Annotated in this window: 19 protein-coding genes; 11 read left to right on the top strand and 8 right to left on the bottom strand. The window is 73.6% G+C overall.

The genetic code is table 11. The features are described 5' to 3' along the window. Positions 1-2 precede the first annotated feature (2 nt). Positions 3-731, bottom strand: coding sequence for a ZIP family metal transporter (locus K7854_RS27645; protein ID WP_226029265.1), 729 nt, complete (start codon positions 729-731; stop codon positions 3-5). 95 nt (positions 732-826) lie between these two features. Here K7854_RS27645 and cobM point away from each other — a divergent pair, with 95 nt between their 5' ends. The 5 genes from cobM to cobC are packed head-to-tail and all read left to right on the top strand — an operon-like array spanning position 827 to position 6,659. Beyond that, entirely contained in the window at positions 827-1,639 is an 813-nt protein-coding gene (cobM, locus tag K7854_RS27640) for a precorrin-4 C(11)-methyltransferase (protein ID WP_226029264.1), read from the top strand. Continuing rightward, positions 1,636-2,877 (top strand): precorrin-6y C5,15-methyltransferase (decarboxylating) subunit CbiE, encoded by a 1,242-nt coding sequence (gene cbiE / locus K7854_RS27635; RefSeq protein WP_226029263.1) that lies wholly within the window; start codon positions 1,636-1,638, stop codon positions 2,875-2,877. Before cobM ends, cbiE begins: the two co-directional genes overlap by 4 nt. After that, on the top strand, positions 2,874-4,634 hold the full coding sequence (gene cobJ / locus K7854_RS27630; protein WP_226029262.1) for a precorrin-3B C(17)-methyltransferase: 1,761 nt from the start codon (positions 2,874-2,876) through the stop codon (positions 4,632-4,634). The genes cbiE and cobJ overlap by 4 nt, the downstream gene beginning before the upstream one ends. Further along, positions 4,631-5,548, top strand: coding sequence for a sirohydrochlorin chelatase (locus K7854_RS27625; protein ID WP_226029261.1), 918 nt, complete (start codon positions 4,631-4,633; stop codon positions 5,546-5,548). The genes cobJ and K7854_RS27625 overlap by 4 nt, the downstream gene beginning before the upstream one ends. Further along, positions 5,520-6,659: an Rv2231c family histidinol phosphate aminotransferase CobC gene (gene cobC / locus K7854_RS27620; RefSeq protein WP_226029260.1), complete on the top strand. Its 1,140-nt coding sequence runs from the start codon at positions 5,520-5,522 to the stop codon at positions 6,657-6,659. Before K7854_RS27625 ends, cobC begins: the two co-directional genes overlap by 29 nt. A gap of 224 nt (positions 6,660-6,883) precedes the next feature. On the opposite strand, the gene K7854_RS27615 is transcribed toward cobC, so the two are convergent. The 3 genes from K7854_RS27615 to K7854_RS27605 all read right to left on the bottom strand — a co-directional run bounded on the left by K7854_RS27615 (position 6,884) and on the right by K7854_RS27605 (position 9,643). Next, positions 6,884-7,828: an SCO1860 family LAETG-anchored protein gene (locus K7854_RS27615; RefSeq protein WP_226029259.1), complete on the bottom strand. Its 945-nt coding sequence runs from the start codon at positions 7,826-7,828 to the stop codon at positions 6,884-6,886. Between the two features lie 197 nt (positions 7,829-8,025). Continuing rightward, positions 8,026-9,117 carry an amidohydrolase family protein gene (locus K7854_RS27610; protein WP_226029258.1) on the bottom strand — a complete coding sequence of 364 codons (1,092 nt, stop codon included), beginning with the start codon at positions 9,115-9,117 and terminating at the stop codon, positions 8,026-8,028. A 43-nt stretch (positions 9,118-9,160) separates the two neighbouring features. Next, positions 9,161-9,643, bottom strand: a complete 483-nt coding sequence (locus K7854_RS27605; RefSeq protein WP_226029257.1) for a hypothetical protein — start codon at positions 9,641-9,643, stop codon at positions 9,161-9,163. 198 nt (positions 9,644-9,841) lie between these two features. Here K7854_RS27605 and K7854_RS27600 point away from each other — a divergent pair, with 198 nt between their 5' ends. The 5 genes from K7854_RS27600 to thpD all read left to right on the top strand — a co-directional run bounded on the left by K7854_RS27600 (position 9,842) and on the right by thpD (position 14,611). Then, a complete protein-coding gene (locus tag K7854_RS27600) occupies positions 9,842-10,969 on the top strand; it encodes a pyridoxal-phosphate-dependent aminotransferase family protein (protein ID WP_226029274.1) in 1,128 nt (375 codons plus the stop codon). Between the two features lie 329 nt (positions 10,970-11,298). Then, positions 11,299-11,811: a diaminobutyrate acetyltransferase gene (gene ectA / locus K7854_RS27595; protein ID WP_226029256.1), complete on the top strand. Its 513-nt coding sequence runs from the start codon at positions 11,299-11,301 to the stop codon at positions 11,809-11,811. 125 nt (positions 11,812-11,936) lie between these two features. Then, positions 11,937-13,208: a diaminobutyrate--2-oxoglutarate transaminase gene (gene ectB, locus K7854_RS27590; RefSeq protein WP_226029255.1), complete on the top strand. Its 1,272-nt coding sequence runs from the start codon at positions 11,937-11,939 to the stop codon at positions 13,206-13,208. 101 nt (positions 13,209-13,309) lie between these two features. Further along, positions 13,310-13,708 carry an ectoine synthase gene (locus K7854_RS27585; protein WP_030184764.1) on the top strand — a complete coding sequence of 133 codons (399 nt, stop codon included), beginning with the start codon at positions 13,310-13,312 and terminating at the stop codon, positions 13,706-13,708. A gap of 6 nt (positions 13,709-13,714) precedes the next feature. After that, positions 13,715-14,611: an ectoine hydroxylase gene (thpD, locus tag K7854_RS27580; RefSeq protein ID WP_226029254.1), complete on the top strand. Its 897-nt coding sequence runs from the start codon at positions 13,715-13,717 to the stop codon at positions 14,609-14,611. 84 nt (positions 14,612-14,695) lie between these two features. On the opposite strand, the gene K7854_RS27575 is transcribed toward thpD, so the two are convergent. From K7854_RS27575 to K7854_RS27560, 4 genes are all read right to left on the bottom strand, one after another. Continuing rightward, positions 14,696-15,790 carry an aminotransferase class V-fold PLP-dependent enzyme gene (locus K7854_RS27575; RefSeq protein ID WP_226029253.1) on the bottom strand — a complete coding sequence of 365 codons (1,095 nt, stop codon included), beginning with the start codon at positions 15,788-15,790 and terminating at the stop codon, positions 14,696-14,698. A 71-nt stretch (positions 15,791-15,861) separates the two neighbouring features. After that, complete coding sequence (locus tag K7854_RS27570; RefSeq protein WP_226029252.1) at positions 15,862-16,575, bottom strand: DsbA family oxidoreductase; 714 nt, start codon at positions 16,573-16,575, stop codon at positions 15,862-15,864. An 88-nt stretch (positions 16,576-16,663) separates the two neighbouring features. Continuing rightward, positions 16,664-17,272 carry a DUF1349 domain-containing protein gene (locus tag K7854_RS27565; RefSeq protein WP_226029251.1) on the bottom strand — a complete coding sequence of 203 codons (609 nt, stop codon included), beginning with the start codon at positions 17,270-17,272 and terminating at the stop codon, positions 16,664-16,666. 115 nt (positions 17,273-17,387) lie between these two features. Beyond that, the gene (locus K7854_RS27560) at positions 17,388-18,920 is read right to left on the bottom strand and encodes an aldehyde dehydrogenase (NADP(+)) (RefSeq protein WP_226029250.1); all 1,533 of its coding nucleotides are present in this window, start codon (positions 18,918-18,920) and stop codon (positions 17,388-17,390) included. A gap of 121 nt (positions 18,921-19,041) precedes the next feature. Here K7854_RS27560 and K7854_RS27555 point away from each other — a divergent pair, with 121 nt between their 5' ends. Continuing rightward, positions 19,042-19,815 carry an IclR family transcriptional regulator gene (locus K7854_RS27555; RefSeq protein ID WP_087810039.1) on the top strand — a complete coding sequence of 258 codons (774 nt, stop codon included), beginning with the start codon at positions 19,042-19,044 and terminating at the stop codon, positions 19,813-19,815. Positions 19,816-19,818 lie beyond the last annotated feature (3 nt).

The following is a 19,818-nucleotide window of genomic DNA, read 5'->3' as shown; positions in this document are numbered from 1 at the left end:
GTTCACTCGGCGATGCCCACCACCAGCCAGATGAACGCCGCGCCGGCCACCGTGCACAGCAGGGTCGAGCGGGCGGGGTGTTCGTGGTGGGCCTCGGGGAGGATCTCGGCCGCGGCGAGGTAGAGGAGCACGCCGCCGAAGAGGCCGAGATAGGCGCCGAGTGCTCCCTCCGGGATGGTGAAGAGCAGGGTGGAGGCCGCGCCGAGGACGGGGGCGATCGCGTCGGCCACCAGCATCGCGATGGCGCGGCGGCGGGCGTTGCCGTACAGGCTGGTCAGTGTGTAGGTGTTGAAGCCGTCCGCGAAGTCGTGCGCGATCACCGCCAGCGCGACCGCCACGCCCATGCCGCCGCCGACCTGGAAGGCCGCGCCGATGGCGACGCCGTCCATCGCGCTGTGCCCGACCATCGCGGCCGCGGCCGTCAGGCCCACCTCGGGCGAGCGGTGGCCGTGCTCGTCGGCGCCGTGTGCGGCGCGGCGGGCCGCCAGCAGGCGTTCCACGAGGTGCGCGAGCAGGAATCCGGCGACGAAGAGCAGCAGTGCCTCGGGCACGCCGAACACCTCGTCGCCCGCCGCCTCCAGGGCCTCCGGCAGCAGGTCGAGGCCGACCACGCCCAGCATGAGGCCGCCGGCCAGGCCCAGGACCAGGTGGCGCCGGTCGGTCACGCGCTGTGCCGTCCAGCCGCCGGCCAGCGTCATCAGGAACGCGCCGAGCGCGACGAAGACCGCCATGGGCCTTTGGTATCCGATCACGTCGCGTTCACGCGCGTACGACAGCAGCAACCGCAGTAAATATGCGCAGGATGCACAGGAGAGGACCGAAAACGATGGATTCCGAGGCCAAGGTGACCTTTGTCGGTGCCGGTCCCGGCGCCGCCGATCTGCTGACGTTCCGTGCGGCGCGTGCCATCGCCGAGGCGGACGTGGTGATCTGGGCGGCGAGCCTCGTCCAGGCGGAGGTGCTCCAGCACGCGCGCGAGGACGCCGAGGTGCTGGACTCGGCCACGATGTCGCTGGAGGACGTCGTCGCCGTGTACCGGCGGGCCCGCGAGGAGGGTCTGCGGGTGGCCCGCATCCACTCCGGCGACCCGGCGCTGTGGGGCGGCACGCAGGAGCAGCTCGACCGGTGTGCGGAGATCGGCGTCGCGACCGAGGTGGTGCCCGGTGTCTCCGCGTTCTCGGCGGTGGCCGCGGTCGCGCAGCGGGAGCTGACGATCCCCGAGGTGGCGCAGTCGGTGGTCCTCACCCGGCTCGGCGGGGGCAAGACGCCGATGCCGCCCGGGGAGGAGGTGCGTGAGTTCGCGAGGCACGGGACGACCATGGCGGTCTTCCTGTCGGCGGCCCGCAGTGGGCAGTTGGTGCGGGAGCTGCTGGAGGGCGGTTATCCGACCGAGACGCCGGTGGTCGTCGCCTACCAGGCGACCTGGCCGGAGGAGCTGGTCGTGCGGTGCACGATCGGGACGCTGGAGGAGACGGTCAAGGAGCACAAGCTCTGGAAGCACACCCTGTTCCTGGTCGGCCCGGCGCTGGCCGCGCACGGCACCCGCTCGCACCTGTACCACCCGGGGCACTTCCACGGCTATCGCAGGGCCGACCCCGAGGCGCGCCGGGAGCTGCGCGAGCGGGGTGCGAGCACGTGATCACCGTGGTCGGGATGGGTGTCTCTCCGGGTGCGGCTCCCGCGGGGGACGTCGCCGCCGGTGCGGAGCTGGTCGTCGGCGGGCGCCGGCACCTGGACGCCGTACGGCTGCCGGAGGGGGCCCGGGCGGTCGTCCTCGGAGCGCTGGCGCCCGCCCTGGACACGGTCGCGGAGTACGTCGCCGAGGAGCGGCCGGTGACCGTGCTGGCCTCGGGTGACCCGGGGTTCTTCGGGATCGTGCGGGCGCTGGCCGAGCGGTTCGGTGCCGAGCGGCTGGACGTGCGGCCGGGGGTCTCCTCCGTCGCCGCGGCCTTCGCGCGGGTGGGGCTGCCGTGGGACGACGCCGTGGTGGCGAGCGCGCACGGGCGGGACCTCAGGACGGCGGTGCACCTGTGCCGGGCGCATCCCAAGGTCGCCGTGCTGACCGGTCCGGGGGCGGGTCCGGCGGAGCTGGGGGCCGCGTTGCGGGACGACGGGCGGGTGCTCGTCGTCGCCTCCGCACTGGGCTCGGCCGAGGAGCGCGTGGCGCGGGTGACGCCCGCCGAGGCTGCCGGACGCGACTGGGGGACGGCGGTGAGCGTGGTGCTCTGCCTGGACGAGGCGCGGGCCCTGGGGCCGGTGCGGGCGGTGGCGGGGCCGCGGACGGGGCCGGCCGGGTGGGCGCTGGAAGAGGCGGAGTTCGCCCACCGCGACTCCATGATCACCAAGTTCGAGGTGCGGGCGCTGGCGCTGGCCCGGCTCGGGCCGCGCCCCGGCGACCTGGTGTGGGACGTCGGCGCGGGCTCGGGGTCGGTGGCGGTGGAGTGCGCGCGGCTGGGCGCCGCCGTCACCGCCGTCGAGAAGACGCCGGACGGGGTCGGGCGGGTCCGTGCCAACGCCGCCGCGCACGGGGTCGACGTGCGGGTGGTGCACGGGGCGGCGCCCGCGGCGCTGTCCGACCTGGACGAGGACCCGGACGCGGTGTTCGTGGGCGGTGGCGGGCGCGAGCTGCCCGCGATCGTCGCCGCGTGCGCGCGCCGGGCCCGGCGCGCGGTGGTCGTCGCCGTGGCCGCCCTCGACCGGGTGCCGGCGGCCCGCGAGGCGCTGCTGGGCGCCGGTTTCGACTGCGACGGGGTGCTGCTGCAGTCCTCGCGGCTCGCGCCGCTGCCGGGGGACGTGACCCGGCTCGCGGCCACCAATCCCGTCTTCCTGCTGTGGGGCGTCAGGCCGCACGGCCGTACCGAAGGAGTTGCCCCTTGATCGGCCTGATTTCCGCCACGGCGGCGGGAGCGGCGGCGCGCGACCGGCTGGCCGCGGCGTGGCCGGACCGCACGCGGGTGTACGAGGGTCCGGTCGCGGACGCCGTGCGGACCGCGTTCGCCGAGTGCGAGCGGCTGGTGTGCTTCCTGGCCACGGGGGCCGTGGTCCGGCTCGTGGCACCGCTGCTGGACGACAAGCGCACCGACCCGGGTGTGGTGTGCGTCGACGAGGGCGGGCGGTTCGCCGTGTCGCTGGTCGGCGGGCACGGGGGCGGCGCGAACGAACTCGCCCGCGCGGTCGGCGAGGTGCTGGGTGCTCAGCCGGTGGTGACGACGGCGACCGACGCGGTCGGGCTGGCCGGTCTGGACACGCTGGGGCTGCCCGTGGAGGGCGACGTCGCCGGGGTGTCGCGGGCGCTGCTGGACGGCGAGCCGGTGGCACTGCGGGCCGAGGTGGCCTGGCCGCTGCCGCCGCTGCCGGTCACCGCCGAAGGGGCGTACGGCATCCGGGTGACGGACCGTGCGGTGCAGCCTGCCGGGGGCGAGGTCGTCCTGCGACCGCCGTCCCTGGTCGTCGGGGTCGGCGCGTCCCGGGGGGCGCCGGTGGACGAGGTGCTCGGGCTGGTGGAGGGGGCCCTGCGCGAGGCGGGGCTGTCCGCCGCGTCGGTCGCCGAGCTGGCCACGGTGGACGTCAAGGCGGAGGAGCCCGGGATCGTCGGCGCCGCCGAGCGGCTGGGCGTGCCCCTGGTGACGTACCCGGCCGAGGAGCTGGCGGGCGTCGAGGTGCCCAACCCCTCGGACGCGCCGCTGGCGGCCGTGGGCACCGCGTCGGTCGCGGAGGCGGCGGCCCTGATCCGCGGGGGTGAACTCCTCGTGCCCAAGCGGAAGTCGGCGGCGGTGCCCGCGATGGCGACCTGCGCGGTCGTGCGGCGTCCGGGGCGCGGGCGGCTCGCGGTGGTCGGGCTCGGGCCGGGCGCCCGGGACCTGGTGACGCCGCGGGCCCGGGCGGAGCTGCGGCGGGCGTCGGTGCTGGTCGGGCTCGACCAGTACGTCGACCAGATCCGCGATCTGCTGCGGCCCGGCACGCGGGTGCTGGAGTCGGGGCTCGGCGCGGAGGAGGAGCGGGCCCGGACGGCCGTCGAGGAGGCCCGGCGCGGCCACGCCGTCGCGCTGATCGGCAGCGGGGACGCCGGGGTGTACGCGATGGCCTCGCCCGCGCTGGCCGAGGCGTCCGACGACATCGACGTGGTCGGAGTGCCGGGCGTGACGGCGGCGCTGGCGGCCGGGGCGATCCTGGGCGCGCCGCTGGGCCACGACCACGTGTCGATCAGCCTGTCCGACCTGCACACGCCGTGGGAGGTCATCGAACGCCGGGTGCGGGCGGCGGCCGAGGCGGACCTGGTCGTGACGTTCTACAACCCGCGCAGCCGGGGCCGCGACTGGCAGCTGCCGAAGGCGCTGGCGATCCTCGCCGAGCACCGCGGGCCGGCGACTCCGGTGGGGGTGGTGCGCAACGCCTCGCGCGCCGACGAGTCGAGCCGCCTGTCCACGCTCGCCGCGCTCGACCCGGCGACCGTCGACATGATGACGGTCGTCACGGTGGGCAACACCGCGACCCGCCAGATCGCCGGGCGCATGGTGACGCCGCGCGGCTACCGCTGGCAGGAGGACCCGGCGACCCGCCGCTCCCCTGCCGCACCTGCCCGGACCCGCGGGTCCGGGACGTCCGAATCCGAGAACCCCGAGGAGAACCTGTGACGACCCCGCCCGCCCTGCTCATCGCCGGACACGGCACCCGGGACGAGGCCGGAGCCGAGGCGTTCCGCGACTTCGTGCGCGAGCTGGGCCGACGCCACCCCGAACTGCCCGTCGCGGGCGGTTTCATCGAGCTGTCCCCGCCGCCCCTGGGCGATGCGGTCACGGAGCTGGTGGAGCGCGGTGTGCGGCGGTTCGCCGCGGTGCCGCTGATGCTGGTGTCCGCCGGGCACGCCAAGGGCGACATCCCGGCGGCGCTGTCCCGCGAGAAGGAGCGCCACCCCGGCATCTCCTACACCTACGGCCGCCCGCTGGGCCCGCACCCGGCGCTGCTGCGGGTGCTGGAGCGGCGCCTCGCGGAGGCGGTCGACCCGGCCTGGGACCCCGCCGAGGTGACGGTGCTGCTGGTGGGGCGCGGGTCGACGGACCCGGACGCCAACGCCGAGGTGTTCAAGGCGGCGCGGCTGCTGTGGGAGGGGCGCGGTTACGCGGCCGTGGAGACGGCGTTCGTGTCGCTGGCGAAGCCGGACGTGCCGGGCGGCCTGGACCGGTGCGCGCGGCTGGGGGCGCGGCGGGTCGTGGCGCTGCCGTACTTCCTGTTCACCGGCATCCTCCCGGACCGGGTCCGGCACCAGACCGAGGAGTGGGCCGCCGCGCACCCGGAGACGGAGGTGCGGTCGGCGGACGTGATCGGTCCCGAGCCGGAGCTGCTGGACCTGGTGTGGGAGCGGTACGAGGAGGCGGTGAAGGGCGATCTCCGGATGAACTGCGACAGCTGCGTGTACCGGATCGCGCTGCCGGGGTTCGAGGACAAGGTGGGGCTGCCGCAGCAGCCGCACTTCCACCCCGACGACGACGGCGACCACCACCACGGGCACCATCACGGGCATGGACACGCACACTCTCACGCACACTGATCCCGGCGGTCCGGACCTGCGGCACCACGGGGACGCCGAGGTGCGCGACGACGGTTCGGCGCTGGTGGACCTCGCGGTGAACGTCCGCGCGGACACTCCCCCGGCCTGGCTGCGTGAGCACGTCGCCGCCTCGCTCGGCTCGCTCGCCGCCTATCCGGACGGGCGGGCCGCGCGGGCGGCGGTGGCGGCGCGGCACGGGCTGCCGGTGGAGCGGGTGCTGCTGACGGCGGGGGCGGCGGAGGCGTTCGTGCTGCTGGCGCGGGCGCTGAAGGTGCGCCGGCCGGTCGTGGTGCACCCGCAGTTCACCGAGCCCGAGGCGGCGCTGCGGGACGCGGGGCACACGGTCGGCCGGGTGCTGCTGCGGGCGGCGGACGGCTTCCGCCTCGACCCCGCCGCCGTCCCTAAGGACGCCGACCTGGTGGTGGTCGGCAACCCGACGAACCCGACCTCGGTGCTGCACCCGGCGGACGTGCTCGGCTCGCTGGCCCGGCCGGGCCGGACGCTGGTCGTGGACGAGGCGTTCATGGACGCGGTGCCGGGCGAGCGGGAGGCGCTGGCCGGGCGGACGGACGTGCCGGGGCTCGTCGTCCTGCGCAGCCTCACCAAGACGTGGGGCCTTGCGGGGCTGCGCATCGGGTACGTGCTGGCGGACCCGGAGACGGTCGGCGAGCTGGCGCGCGCCCAGCCGCTGTGGCCGGTGTCCACGCCCGCGCTGGCGGCGGCCGAGGCGTGCGTGGCGCCGCGGGCGCTGGCGGAGGCCGCCCACGCCGCCCACCGCATCGCCGCCGACCGGGACCGTCTGGTCGCCGGGCTGGCGCGGTTCGCCGGTGCCGGGGTGCGGGTCGCCGGACCGGCCGAGGGGCCCTTCGTCCTGGTCGGCGTCCCGCACGCGTCCGCCGTACGCCGCCGGTTGCGCGAACTCGGGTACGCCGTCCGGCGCGGGGACACGTTCCCGGGGCTGGGCGAGGGGTGGCTGCGCCTGGCGGTGCGGGACCGGACGACGACGGACGGCTTCCTGCGCGCGCTGGAGCGGGCGGTGGCGACGACGGCGCAGGAGGCGCAACCGGCGCAGGCGGAAGCGGGGCAGACGGCCCGGGCGGAACCGGCCTGAGCGTACGGGCGCGTGCGTGCGCACGTACGGTCTGGGCCGGTCTCGCCTCCCCGGCCGGGTCGGTCGCGCTTGCGCCGCCCGGGACCGGGGCGGCGGCACCGGCCGGGCCGGTCGGCGCCGCGGAACCGCTGCCGCTCACGGCGGCGACCGCCTCCGGCCGGGGCGCCTCCACCCGGACACCCCGGCCGGAACCAGCCCGGGGCCGCCGCGGCCCCGACCGGATGTCAGCCGCGCTTGCGCCGGGCCAGGACCAGTGCGCCGCCGCCCGCCAGGACCAGGGCCGCGGCGCCTGCCGCGACGTACGGGGTCGCGGAGCTGCCGCCGGTCTCGGCCAGGTCGGGCTCGGTGCGGGCGCCCTGGGCCTGCACCTCGGCCGCGGGTTCGGCGTCCTGCCCGGCCGGGGGTTCGGCGGCCTCGGCCGGGGGCTGCTCGGCCTCCTCCGCCGGGGCGGCCGGGGACTCGCAGGTCGCCTTGGCCAGGGTGACGGTGCCGTCGACCTCGGCGACGTTCAGGTCGCCGGGGTTGACGGAGACCTTGAGTTCGAGCGCGGTGGCGGCGGCCGTGCCGGAGGTGGTCTCCTCCTTCGAGAGGTCGAGCCGTACCTCGCCGACGCCGGGCACCTTCACGTCCGTCGTGCCGCCGGTGGTGAGGGTGACCTTCTTGCCGAGGACCGTCACCGGCCCCAGGAGGTTGGCGTCGGCGACCGGCTTCTTCCCGGCCTCGCAGGTCGCCGTGGAGGTGACCTCCTGGACCTCGACCACCGACAGCAGCGGCAGGCCGGGGACGTGGAGCCTGGCGCGGGCCAGTGTGGTGGTGCCCTCGCTCTTCTCGGCGGTGGCCGTCGCCTTCGCCTCGGCGACGTCGGCGCGCAGGACGCTGAAGGGCTTGCCTCCGTCGACGCCGTCCAGTCGGGCGGTGAGCGCGGTCTTCTCGGCGTTCCCGGGTGCCTGCACCTCGTTGAGGGTGACCGCGAGCGGGACGTTCACGGTCTTGTTGAGCAGCGAGACGTCGAGCCCGGTACGCAGCACGGTGGCGCTCGCGCGGCCGTGGTCGCCGGTCGCGTGGGCGGATCCCGCGCCGGCCAGGGCCGCGGGGCCCGCGGCCAGGGCCGTGGCCGCCGCGACGGTGGCGAGACGGCGTGCGGGCATGCGGAAGGTGTTGCCGTTCAAGGTGGTGGGACCCCCAGTGAGACATGCGTGCGGGGCACGCATGAGCGACGTGCTTGGGACCCGGACAGAATGTCCCCGCGTCGGCCGAACCGTCAGTGAACCGGGGGCACTTCACCCCTTCGTGGGGTTTTGGCGAACGTATTCGAAACTTCGTCGCATCGACCGGCACGGGTGTTCCCCGGCGTCACTCCCGTCGGCTAACCGACGACCCGCCCGTTCAGCACGATCCGGCGCGGAGCGGTGAGCACGCGCACGTCCGCGCGCGGGTCCTGTTCGTACACCACCAGGTCCGCCGGTGCGCCCTCCTCCAGGCCCGGACGGCCCAGCCAGCGCCGGGCGGCCCAGGTGGTCGCGGCAAGGGCCGCGACGGGCGGGATGCCGGCGGTGACCAGCTCCGCGACCTCGGCCCCCGCCAGCCCGTGGGCCAGGGCGCCGCCCGCGTCGGTGCCGACGAAGACCGGGATTCCCGCGTCGTAGGCGTTGCGCACGGTGTCGTAGCGGCGTTCGTGCAGCCGGCGCATATGGGCCGACCAGCGCGGGAAGCGAGTCTCGCCGCCGTCGGCCAGCGCGGGGAAGGTGGCGATGTTGACGAGCGTGGGCACGATGGCGACGCCGCGCTCGGCGAACAGCGGGATGGTGTCGTCCGTGAGCCCCGTGGCGTGCTCGACGCAGTCGATCCCGGCCTCGACCAGATCGCGCAGGGAGTCCTCGGCGAAGCAGTGCGCGGTGACCCGGGCGCCCAGGCGGTGGGCCTCCGCGATGGCCGCCTCGACCGCGCCGCGCGGCCAGCAGGCCGACAGGTCGCCGAGGTCGCGGTCGATCCAGTCGCCGACCAGCTTGACCCAGCCGTCGCCGCGCCGGGCCTCCTGGGCGACGTAGGCGACGAGGTCCTCGGGCTCGACCTCCCAGGCGTAGTTGCGGATGTAGCGGCGGGTGCGGGCGATGTGCCGCCCGGCCCGGATGATCTTCGGGAGGTCCTCGCGGTCGTCGATCCAGCGGGTGTCGGAGGGCGAGCCCGCGTCGCGGATGAGCAGCGTGCCCGCCTCGCGGTCGGTCAGCGCCTGCCTCTCGGCGACGTCCGCGGGGACGGCACCGTGCTGGTCCAGGCCGACGTGGCAGTGCGCGTCGACCAGGCCGGGCAGCGCCCACCCCTCGACGGTGCGCACGTCGGCCGCGCCGGTGGGGCGGTCGTACGAGATCCGGCCGTCGATCACCCACACCTCGTCCCGGACCTCCTCCGGTCCGACGAGCACCCGACCCTTCACGTGCAGCACCGCGCGATCGCTCATGCCCCGCACCCTAGACGGTGCCCGCGCGCCGGTCCGGGGCCGGTCACCGGCGGCCGCCGCGCGCTGCCGCACGGGCACGCGACTCGGCCGCGTACCCGGCCCCGACGGCGCTCGCGACGGCGGCCAGGGCCAGGGCGGCGGTGACGGGGTTGACGTAGCCGGGGACGTCCCCGCTGGTGTACTCGCCGCCGTCGGCGGTCTCGCAGACGAAGCCCAGGGGCAGGAAGGAGACCGACTGGTCGACGACGTGGCGGGCGCGCTCCTCGTTCCCGTGGCCGCGGCAGGGCGGCGCCGGTGCGGAACTCGCGCCACCGTTGGACTCCATGACGGCGCCGGTCACGTGCAGCAGCCCCCAGGCGTACACGACGACGGCCGCGGCACCGGCGAAGGCGGCGAGGGCGCGCAGCACCGGTCCGGGCCCCGGGCCCCGTTCGCGGCGGGCGGCGAGGACGCTCGCGCCGTGGCCGGTCAGACCGACGGCCGTCACCACGGCGACCACGACGACCAGCAGGAGTATCAGGAACACCGGGCCAGTCCATCAGGCGGCGAGCGCTTCGGCTGTGACGGAAGCCACGGTTCCGGGCGTGGGGGTGTCGCAACGGAAGCACTCCGGCGCGAGTGGCGGCGGGCGCCACGGTTACTCTCGACTCCGTACGTGACGTACGCGCGTCCGTACGCGGCGTTCCCGCGCCGCACACCCGCCGTCAGCGAAGAGAGCACCGCCGTGACCCACCCCTTCCTGGACCTCCCCCCGCTGAGCGCCGCACGTTTCGCCGCGATCGAGGACCGGGTCGCGCGTCTGCTGGGCACCGGGCAGGACGTGGTGGTCATGCAGGGCGAGGCGCTGCTGCCGCTGGAGGGCGCCATCCGCGCCGCCGCGGGGCCCGGCACCGTCGCGCTGAACGTCGTCACGGGGCCGTACGGGCAGACCTTCGGGAACTGGCTGCGGGACTGCGGCGCGACCGTGCACGACCTCACCGTGCCGTTCCACACCGCCGTCTCCGCGGAGCAGGTGCGGCTGGCCCTCGCCGAACACCCGGAGATCGACTTCGTGTCCCTCGTGCACGCCGAGGCGGCGACCGGCAACACCAACCCGGTCGCGGAAGTCGGCGAGGTGGTGCGGGCGCACGGGGCGCTCTTCTACCTGGACGCGGTGGCCTCCGTGGGCGCCGAGCCGGTGCTGCCGGACGCGTGGGGCGTGGACCTGTGCGTGATCGGCGCGCAGAAGGCGATGGGCGGTCCGGCCGGGGTCTCGGCGGTGTCGGTGAGCGAGCGGGCCTGGGCGCGGATGGCGGCGAACCCGAACGCCCCGCGCCACTCGTACCTGTCGCTCCTCGACTGGAAGGAGCGGTGGATCGACGGCGGGCGCAAGGCTCTGCTGCACGCGCCGGCGCAGTTGGAGATGCTCGCGCTGGAGGCCTGTGTCGAGCGCATCGAGGCGGCGGGTGCCGAGACGGTGATGGCGCGGCACGCCCTGGCCGCGGCGGCCACCCGGGCCGGCGCGCTCGCGCTGGGCGGCGTCGAGCCGTACGTGTACGAGGCGCGGGAGGCGGCGCCGGTCGCGACGACGCTGCGCACCCCGCCGGACGTCGACGCGTCCGCGCTGGTGTCCCGGGCCCTGGAGTCCGATCCGGCGCTGCCGCTGGCCGCGGGCGGCGGCGCGCTGGCGGGCGAGATGATCCGGGTCAACCACTACGGTCCCAACGCGACGCGCGGGGCCGTGCAGTCCTGCCTGGCGGCACTGGGTGCCGCGCTGGCCGAGCGTGGTGTGAAGGCCGACCCGGAGGCCGCCCGGCGGGCCGTCGAGGAGACGTGGCAGCGGCCGGCCGGACCCGGTCTTTCGGAAGGGTGAATCGGAGGGAATTCCGGATACTCGCACAAGCAGATTTCCGGAATTCCACTCAGCGCAGCTTCCCGTATTCTTCTGCCCGCTTTCCCCGGACCTAAACACAAAGATTTCACGACTGCCGATCTTCACATTTCGGACACGTCTCGCACGGGTTACGCGATTGTGACCCGATCCACATGCTGCCCGCTTTGCGGCTTACCTCCCCGGCAAATCCCCTCATAACGCCGCCGCCTCGCGCGGAAGCACGCGCCCGCGTGATAACACACGAGGCGCCCATTCGTAACCCCATCCGGCGATGCAATTTTGAATTTCGCTCGGTAAATTCAATTTGCATGACTGCCGCGCAAGCAGACCTGCAAATCGATCGTCCGAGAGTGGCCGACGGCGCCGCCCTGTGGCGGATAGCGAGGGATTCCAAGGTCCTCGACCTCAACTCCTCCTACAGCTATCTGCTCTGGTGCCGGGACTTCGCCGCCACGTCGGCCGTCGCCCGCGACGAGAGCGGTGAGCCGGTCGGCTTCGTCACCGGATACGTACGACCGGACCGCCCGGACACCCTGCTCGTGTGGCAGGTGGCGGTGGACGAGGCGTACCGCGGGCGCCGGCTCGCCGCGTCCCTGCTCGACGGGCTGGCCGAGCGGACCGTCGCGGAACACGGGCTGACCACCCTGGAGACCACCATCTCCCCCGACAACACCGCCTCCCAGCGGCTGTTCACCTCGTTCGCCGAGCGCCGCGGCGCCCGGCTGGAGCGCGAGGTGCTGTTCGACACGGACGTGTTCCCCGACGGACCGCACGAGCCCGAGGTGCTGTACCGCATAGGCCCCCTGTCCGCCACCGGCTGACCCGGCCGCCCGGACGGCCCGGCACCCCGTGCCAGTGGGCCCCACAGACTTCCCGGCGGACCGCACCGGTCCCCGGATCCGTACGACCTTCCTCTCCCACCTCACCCCACGAGGAGCGATTCGTCGTGACCATCACCCAGCCCGACCTCAGCGTCTTCGAGACCGTCGAGTCCGAGGTGCGCAGCTACTGCCGCGGCTGGCCCACCGTCTTCGACCGTGCGGTCGGCAGCCGCATGTACGACGAGGACGGCCACGAGTACCTCGACTTCTTCGCCGGAGCGGGCTCGCTCAACTACGGGCACAACAACGCCGTCCTGAAACGCGCGCTGATCGACTACCTGGAGCGGGACGGCGTCACGCACGGGCTCGACATGTCGACGACCGCCAAGCGCCGCTTCCTGGAGACGTTCCAGAACACCATCCTGCGCCCGCGCGACCTGCCGTACAAGGTCATGTTCCCGGGCCCGACGGGCACCAACGCCGTCGAGTCCGCGCTCAAGCTGGCGCGCAAGGTGAAGGGGCGCGAGTCGATCGTGTCGTTCACCAACGCCTTCCACGGCATGTCGCTGGGCTCCCTCGCGGTGACCGGCAACGCCTTCAAGCGGGCCGGTGCCGGCATCCCGCTGGTGCACGGCACGCCCATGCCGTTCGACAACTACTTCGACGGCACCGTCGAGGACTTCATCTGGTTCGAGCGGCTGCTGGAGGACCAGGGCTCCGGGCTGAACAAGCCGGCCGCCGTGATCGTCGAGACGGTGCAGGGCGAGGGCGGCATCAACGTCGCCCGGGCCGAGTGGCTGCGCGCCCTGGCCGACCTGTGCGAGCGCCAGGACATGCTGCTCATCGTCGACGACATCCAGATGGGCTGCGGCCGTACCGGTGCCTTCTTCTCCTTCGAGGAGGCGGGCATCACGCCGGACATCGTCACCGTCTCCAAGTCGATCAGCGGCTACGGCCTGCCCATGGCGCTGACCCTGTTCAAGCCGGAGCTGGACGTCTGGGAGCCGGGCGAGCACAACGGCACCTTCCGCGGCAACAACCCGGCCTTCGTCACGGCGACCGCCACGCTGGAGGCCTACTGGACCGACGGGTCGGCGATGGAGAAGCAGACCCGCAAGCGCGGCGAGCAGGTCGAGCAGCACATGATCGCCATCACCGAGGAGAACCTCGCCGACATCAAGGAGTACCGCGGCCGCGGGCTGGTCTGGGGCCTGGAGTTCCACGACAAGGGCCGCGCGAGCCGGGTCGCCAGGCGCGCCTTCGAGCTGGGCCTGCTCATCGAGACCTCCGGCCCCGAGAGCGAGGTCGTCAAGCTGCTGCCCGCGCTCACCATCACGCCCGACGAGCTGGACGAGGGCATGAAGACCCTGGCCCGGGCCGTGCGCGAGACGGCCTGACCCGCACGTCGCACCACCCAAGCTTCCGGCGCCTTCCGCCCGCGCGGCCGAAGGCGCCGGGGACCCTTGCACATCCTTCACCTAGGAGGCATCGCAACACCGTGATCGTCCGTTCGTTCAAGGAGTTCGAAGGCACCGACCGGCACGTGAAGAGCGCGTCCGGCACCTGGGAAAGCACCCGGATCGTCCTCGCCAAGGAGAAGGTCGGCTTCTCCCTGCACGAGACGATCCTGTACGCGGGTACGGAGACGTCGATGTGGTACGCCAACCACATCGAGGCCGTCGTCTGCACCAAGGGCGACGCCGAGTTGACCGACCGCGAGACGGGGAAGACGTACCACATCACGCCGGGCACGATGTACCTCCTCAACGGCCACGAGCGGCACACGCTCAAGGTCAAGGAGGACTTCCACTGCATCTGTGTCTTCAACCCGCCCGTCACCGGACGGGAGGATCACGACGAGAACGGCGTCTACCCGCTGCTCACCGAGGAGGTGTGAGTCACCGTGACCACGACCACGAACGTCACCGACCTCTATCCCACCCGCGGCGCCACCGAGGTGGCGACTCCCCGGCAGGACCCGGTGGTCTGGGGTTCCCCGGACACGCCCGGTCCGGTCTCGGCGGGTGACCTCCAGTCCCTCGACCGCGACGGCTTCCTCGCCATCGACCAGCTGATCGCGCCGGAGGAGGTCGCCGAGTACCAGCGGGAGCTGGAGCGGCTCACCACCGACCCGGCCATCCGCGCGGACGAGCGCTCGATCGTGGAGCCGCAGTCCAAGGAGATCCGGTCGGTCTTCGAGGTGCACAAGATCAGTGAGGTCTTCGCCAAGCTGGTGCGCGACGAGCGCGTGGTCGGGCGGGCCCGGCAGATCCTGGGCTCGGACGTCTACGTCCACCAGTCGCGGATCAACGTCAAGCCGGGCTTCGGGGCCAGCGGCTTCTACTGGCACTCGGACTTCGAGACCTGGCACGCCGAGGACGGCCTGCCCAACATGCGCACGATCTCGGTCTCGATCGCGCTCACGGAGAACTTCGACACCAACGGCGGTCTGATGATCATGCCGGGGTCGCACAAGACGTTCCTCGGGTGCGCGGGGGCCACGCCGAAGGACAACTACAAGAAGTCCCTGCAGATGCAGGACGCGGGGACGCCGTCCGACGAGGCGCTGACGAAGATGGCCTCCGAGTACGGCATCAAGCTGTTCACCGGCAAGGCGGGCTCGGCGACCTGGTTCGACTGCAACTGCATGCACGGGTCGGGCGACAACATCACGCCGTTCCCGCGCAGCAACGTGTTCATCGTGTTCAACAGCGTGGAGAACACGGCCGTGGAGCCGTTCGCGGCTCCCATCCGGCGGCCGGAGTTCATCGGCGCGCGGGACTTCACCCCGGTGAAGTGACCCGCGTCTGAGACTCGGGCAGGGGCCTTTTCGTGTGGGACGGGAGGCCCCTGCCCGATATTTTCTTCCCGGCCCTGCCGCGGGTCAGCCCGCCAGCACGTCGAGCAGCCGGTCCACGTCGGCCTCGGTGTTGTACACGTGGAAGGCGGCCCGCAGGTTGCCCGCCCGGTCGGAGACCTGGACGCCGGCCTCGCCCAGTCCGCCCTGCCGGTGGCCGAGTCCCGGCACGGACACGATCGCCGAGCCCGGCGCGTCCACCGGCTCGTGCCCCAGCGAGCGCACCCCCGCGCGGAACCGGTCGGCCAGCCGGGTGTCGTGGGCGTGCACCGCGTCGACGCCCAGCTCCTCCATCAGGGCCAGGGAGTGCCGGGCACCGGTGTACGAGAACAGCGCGGGGCTCTCGTCGAACCGCCGTGCGGAGTGCGCGAGTTCCTCGACGGGGCCGTAGCAGCTGTCCCAGGGGCGCTCACCGGTCGCCCACCCGGCGAACAGCGGCGTCAGCCCGGCCGCCGCCCCCAGGTCCTCGGGCACGACGAGGAAGGCGACGCCGCGCGGGCAGAGCACCCACTTGTAGCCGACGGCGGTGACGTAGTCGAAGTCGTCCGCGGCCGTCGGCAGCCAGCCGTTCGCCTGGGAGACGTCGATCAGCGTCCGCGCCCCGTGCGCCCGGGCGGCGTCCCGCAGCGCGGTCAGGTCGGCGAGCCGCCCGTCGGCGGACTGCACGGAACTGACCGCGACGAGCGCGGTGTCCGGCCCCACGGACTCGGCGAGCCGTTCCAGCGGCACGCTGCGCACCTTCAGGTCCCCGCGGGTGTACAGCGGGTTCACCAGGGAGCTGAAGTCGGCCTCCGCGGTGAGGACTTCGGCCCCCGGAGGCAGCGACGCGGCGACGAGCCCACTGAACGTGGCGACGGACGCGCCGGTCGCCACCCGGGTGGCGGGCACCCCCACGAGCCGGGCGTACGCGGCCCGGGACGCCTCGACGTCGGCGAACATGTCGAGCGGCTGCCCCTCGGCCGCCGAGGCCGCTGCGTCGCGCATGGCCACGAGGGTCCGGGCGGGCAGCAGGCCGGTGCTGGCGGTGTTCAGATAGGTGGTCTTCGGGGCGAACTCGGTACGGACGACATTCTCGAAGCTCTCCATGGCACCACTGTGCGGCCCCGCGACCTCCCCGTCCATTGCGTATTTCTACGCGGTTTCTCCAAGCATCGCTTATGCACGGGCCCTCACCTGGGCTTGCGGCCGGCCCTTCACTCCTGGGGCACCGCGCACCCGTCCGGACCGCAGGCCTGGGCGTCCCCGTCGTCGACCAGCTTCAGCGGCGTGCGCTCGCCCCACGCCTGGGTCAGCGCCTTCGTGAAGACCTCGGCGGGCTGGGCGCCCGAGACGCCGTAGGCGCGGTCGAGGACGAAGAACGGCACCCCGGTGGCCCCGAGCTGGGCGGCCTCGCGCTCGTCGGCGCGCACCGCGTCGGCGTAGGCGGCGGGGTCGGCGAGCACCGCGCGCACCTCCTCGGCGTCGAGCCCGGCGCCGACGGCCAGCTCCACGAGCCGGGCGTCGTCGTTGAACACGGAGCGCTCCTCGGCGAAGTTGCCCCGGTAGAACGCGTCCAGCAGGGCCTCGTGCCGCCCGCGTTCCTTGGCCAGGTGCAGCAGGCGGTGCATGTCGAAGGTGCTGCCGTGGTCGCGGTCCCGGGTGCGGTAGTCCAGGCCCTCGGCGGCGGCCTGAGCGCCGAGGTTGTCCTCACCGGCCTGCGCCTGCGCCTGGCTCATGCCGTACTTGGCGGTGAGCATCGTCAGCACCGGCTGCACGTCGTCCTTGGCCCGCCCGGGGTCCAGCTCGAAGGAACGGTGGACCACCTCGACCCCGTCCCGGTGCGGGAAGGCCGCGAGCGCCTTCTCGAAGCGGGCCTTGCCCACGTAGCACCAGGGGCAGGCGATGTCGCTCCAGATCTCGACGCGCATGTCTCGGCTCTTCTCCAGGTCGTACGGCGGCGGAGACCCTCTCCGCCGTCGTACGTGAACGTTCAAGCAGCGCGTCCCATTCCCGCCGTCAGCTGCCGTCCCGCAGGTCCGCGGGCCAGCCCGCCCGGAACTCCAGGTGGTCGTACGTCACCGTGCAGCCCTCCCCCGTCGGCGCCTGCGCCAGGAACCCGACCAGGGCCGCACCCGTCTCCCTCTCGTCACCCAGCGTGAAGAGCCGTACGAAGGTCCAGCGCTCCCCGTCCAGGGAGGCGTGGAAGGCGAAGGCCCGTCCGCTGCGGCTGACCCGGAACCAGACGGAGTCCCCCTCGACGGTGAAGGAGTTGCAGTCGTCGGAGTGCCCCCGGGTGACCACCGTGCAGACGGTGGCCACGTCCGGCGAGTACTCAAGACACAGCTTGGCCCAGGCCCGCTCCCCCACGTGCACATAGAGCACTCCGGCGTCGAAGGCCCCGCGGAACCCGACGGTGACGCGGGCGATCAGCTGGAAGTCCCCCTCGGGCGCCCCCAGCAACCGCGGCGCGTCGGCCACGGACTCCAGCGACTCCCCGGTGGGCGGCACGAACCGGTCCTGCCGGGCCCCGGCGACCCCGGTGAGCACACCGTCGGCGTAGGACCATTGGCCGTCGGGCCCATAAGGACGGAGGGGAAACGGCAGTTCGGCAAGTTCAAGAGTCATGCACTGATCTTCGCAGGCGGAGGGAAGTCGCCTAAGGGGCGCGGGGAACTGCGCGACAAGCCACGACGACGCCGCACTCGCCATGCAACCGCACCCCTACGGCGCGACCGCGAACCTACCGCTCAAGCACTCCGTTGAACCGCCGCGGCAGCCCCAGCGGATTGTCATCCCGAAGCTCCACCGGCAGCAAGGCCTCCGGCACCCCCTGATAGGCCACCGGCCGCAGCCACCGCTCGATAGCCGTACCCCCCACCGACGTGGACGTCGAAGTCGTCGCCGGGTACGGCCCCCCGTGCTGCTGAGCCGCCGCCACGGCAACCCCCGTAGGCCAGCCGTTGACCAGCACCCGCCCCGCCAGCGGCGTCACCTCGGCGAGAAGAGCAGCCGCCCCGGCACTCTCTCCCGCCGCCTCCTCGGCAGAGAGCTGCACGGTCGCCGTCAGGTTCCCCGGCAGTCGCGACAGCACCCCCCGCACCTCCCCCTCGTCGGCGTACCGGGCCACCACGGTGACCGGCCCGAAGCACTCCTCCAGGAGCAGGTCGTGCTCGCCCCCGTCCGCCAGCCGCGCCGCCGGCACCGTGAGGAACCCGGGGCTGACGGTGTGCTCGCCGCCCGCGCCCGGGGTCACCGGGGAGTCGACGTCGGGCAGCGCGGCGCGCTCGGCGACGCCCGCGACGAAGTTGTCCCGCATGCGGTGGTCGAGGAGCACACCGGCGTCGGTGGCGCTGACCGCGTCGGTGAGGGACTTGACCAGGCCGTCACCGGCGTCGCCCGCCGGCACCAGCACCAGGCCGGGCTTCACGCAGAACTGCCCGACACCCAGCGTCATCGAACCGGCCAGCCCCGCGCCGATCGCCTCCGCCCGCTCGGCCGCCGCCGCCTCCGTGACGACGACCGGGTTCAGCGAGCCCAGCTCGCCGTGGAAGGGGATCGGCACCGGACGCGCCGCCGCCGCGTCGAACAGCGCGCGGCCACCGCGCACCGACCCCGTGAAGCCCGCCGCGGCGACCAGCGGGTGCTTGATCAGCTCGACGCCCGCCTCGAAGCCGTGCACCAGGCCGAGGACCCCGTCCGGGATGCCGTGGCGGGCCGCGGCCCGGCGCAGCACCTTGGCGACCAGCTCGGACAGGGCCGGGTGGTCGGGGTGGGCCTTGACCACGACCGGGCAGCCGGCCGCGAGCGCGCTCGCGGTGTCGCCGCCGGGGACGGAGAAGGCGAAGGGGAAGTTGGAGGCCGAGTAGACGGCGACGACGCCGAGCGGCACCTTGTAGCGGCGCAGGTCCGGGATGGGCGGGGTGGCGGTGTCGTCGGGGTGGTTGACGACCACGCCGAGGTACTCGCCCTCGTCCACGATGTCGGCGAAGGCCCGCAGCTGGTAGCAGGTGCGGGCGAGTTCGCCGGTGAGCCGGACCGGGCCGAGCGCGGTCTCCGCGTCGGCGACCTCGACGAGGGTGCTCTCGGCCGCCTTCAGCTCGTCGGCGGCGCTGCGCAGGAAGGCCGCGCGGACGGTGCGGTCGGCGAGGGCGTCCCGGGCGGCGTGCGCGGCCCGGACGGCGGCGTCCACCTCCTGGGCCGTGGCTTCCACCGCGACCTGTTCACGCTGCTTCCCGGTACGGGGGTCGACACTCCAGACTGGTGCTGCTGCCACCGCGGGTCCCTCCACGTGCTCTGCACTGATGTCGTTCGATATACTGAACGCTGTCTCTACTGATGAATATGCTGTTCGAGACTATAACTTCAGCTTCTCGTCGAACGAAGGGGTCAAGGCGATGTCGGCTGTCGAGACGGGGGGCGGAGCGCAGGTCAAGTCCGCGGTGCGGACGGTTGAGCTGCTCGAGTACTTCGCCGGGCGCCCCGGCATGCACTCCCTCGCGTCGGTCCAGGAGGCCGTCGGCTACCCCAAGTCCAGTCTGTACATGCTGCTGCGCACGCTGGTGGAGCTGGGCTGGGTGGAGACGGACGCCACGGGCACGCGGTACGGCATCGGGGTGCGGGCGCTGCTGGTCGGCACCTCGTACATCGACGGCGACGAGGTGGTCGCGGCGGCGCGGCCCACGCTGGACCGGCTCTCCGACGACACGACGGAGACCATCCACCTCGCCCGCCTGGACGGCACCAACGTGGTCTACCTGGCCACCCGCCAGTCCCAGCACTACCTGCGGCCCTTCACCCGGGTCGGCCGCAGGCTGCCCGCGCACTCGACCTCGCTGGGCAAGGCGCTGCTGAGCACGTACAGCGACGAGCAGGTCCGCAAGCTGCTCCCGGAGACCCTCCCGGCGCTGACCGAGCACACCATCACCGACCGGGAGAAGCTCATCGAGGAGCTGCACCTGGTGCGGGAGCAGGGCTTCGCCGTGGACCGCGAGGAGAACACGCTGGGGCTGCGCTGCTTCGGGGTGGCGGTCCCCTACCGCACCCCCGCGCGGGACGCGATCAGCTGCTCGGTGCCGGTGGCGCGGCTGACGCCCGCGCACGAACAGATGGTGAAGGACGCGCTGTTCGACGCGCGGGACCGGCTGACACTGGCCACGCGTAGGCTCTGATCC

Source organism: Streptomyces hyderabadensis, assembly GCF_020404845.1.
Lineage (GTDB): Bacteria > Actinomycetota > Actinomycetes > Streptomycetales > Streptomycetaceae > Streptomyces > Streptomyces hyderabadensis.
The sequence above is the reverse complement of the archived record's forward strand: the minus strand, read 5'-3'. Positions and strand labels throughout refer to the sequence as shown.

Bases quoted from the DNA above. Each gene is read 5' to 3' on its own strand.
- K7854_RS27645 (WP_226029265.1), bottom strand. From the start codon at position 731: ATGGCGGTCTTCGTCGCGCTCGGCGCGTTCCTGATGACGCTGGCCGGC.
- cobM (WP_226029264.1), top strand. From the start codon at position 827: ATGGATTCCGAGGCCAAGGTGACCTTTGTCGGTGCCGGTCCCGGCGCC.
- cobC (WP_226029260.1), top strand. From the start codon at position 5,520: ATGGACACGCACACTCTCACGCACACTGATCCCGGCGGTCCGGACCTG.
- K7854_RS27610 (WP_226029258.1), bottom strand. From the start codon at position 9,117: ATGAGCGATCGCGCGGTGCTGCACGTGAAGGGTCGGGTGCTCGTCGGA.
- ectA (WP_226029256.1), top strand. From the start codon at position 11,299: ATGACTGCCGCGCAAGCAGACCTGCAAATCGATCGTCCGAGAGTGGCC.
- K7854_RS27575 (WP_226029253.1), bottom strand. From the start codon at position 15,790: ATGGACGGGGAGGTCGCGGGGCCGCACAGTGGTGCCATGGAGAGCTTC.
- K7854_RS27570 (WP_226029252.1), bottom strand. From the start codon at position 16,575: ATGCGCGTCGAGATCTGGAGCGACATCGCCTGCCCCTGGTGCTACGTG.
- K7854_RS27565 (WP_226029251.1), bottom strand. From the start codon at position 17,272: ATGACTCTTGAACTTGCCGAACTGCCGTTTCCCCTCCGTCCTTATGGG.
- K7854_RS27555 (WP_087810039.1), top strand. From the start codon at position 19,042: ATGTCGGCTGTCGAGACGGGGGGCGGAGCGCAGGTCAAGTCCGCGGTG.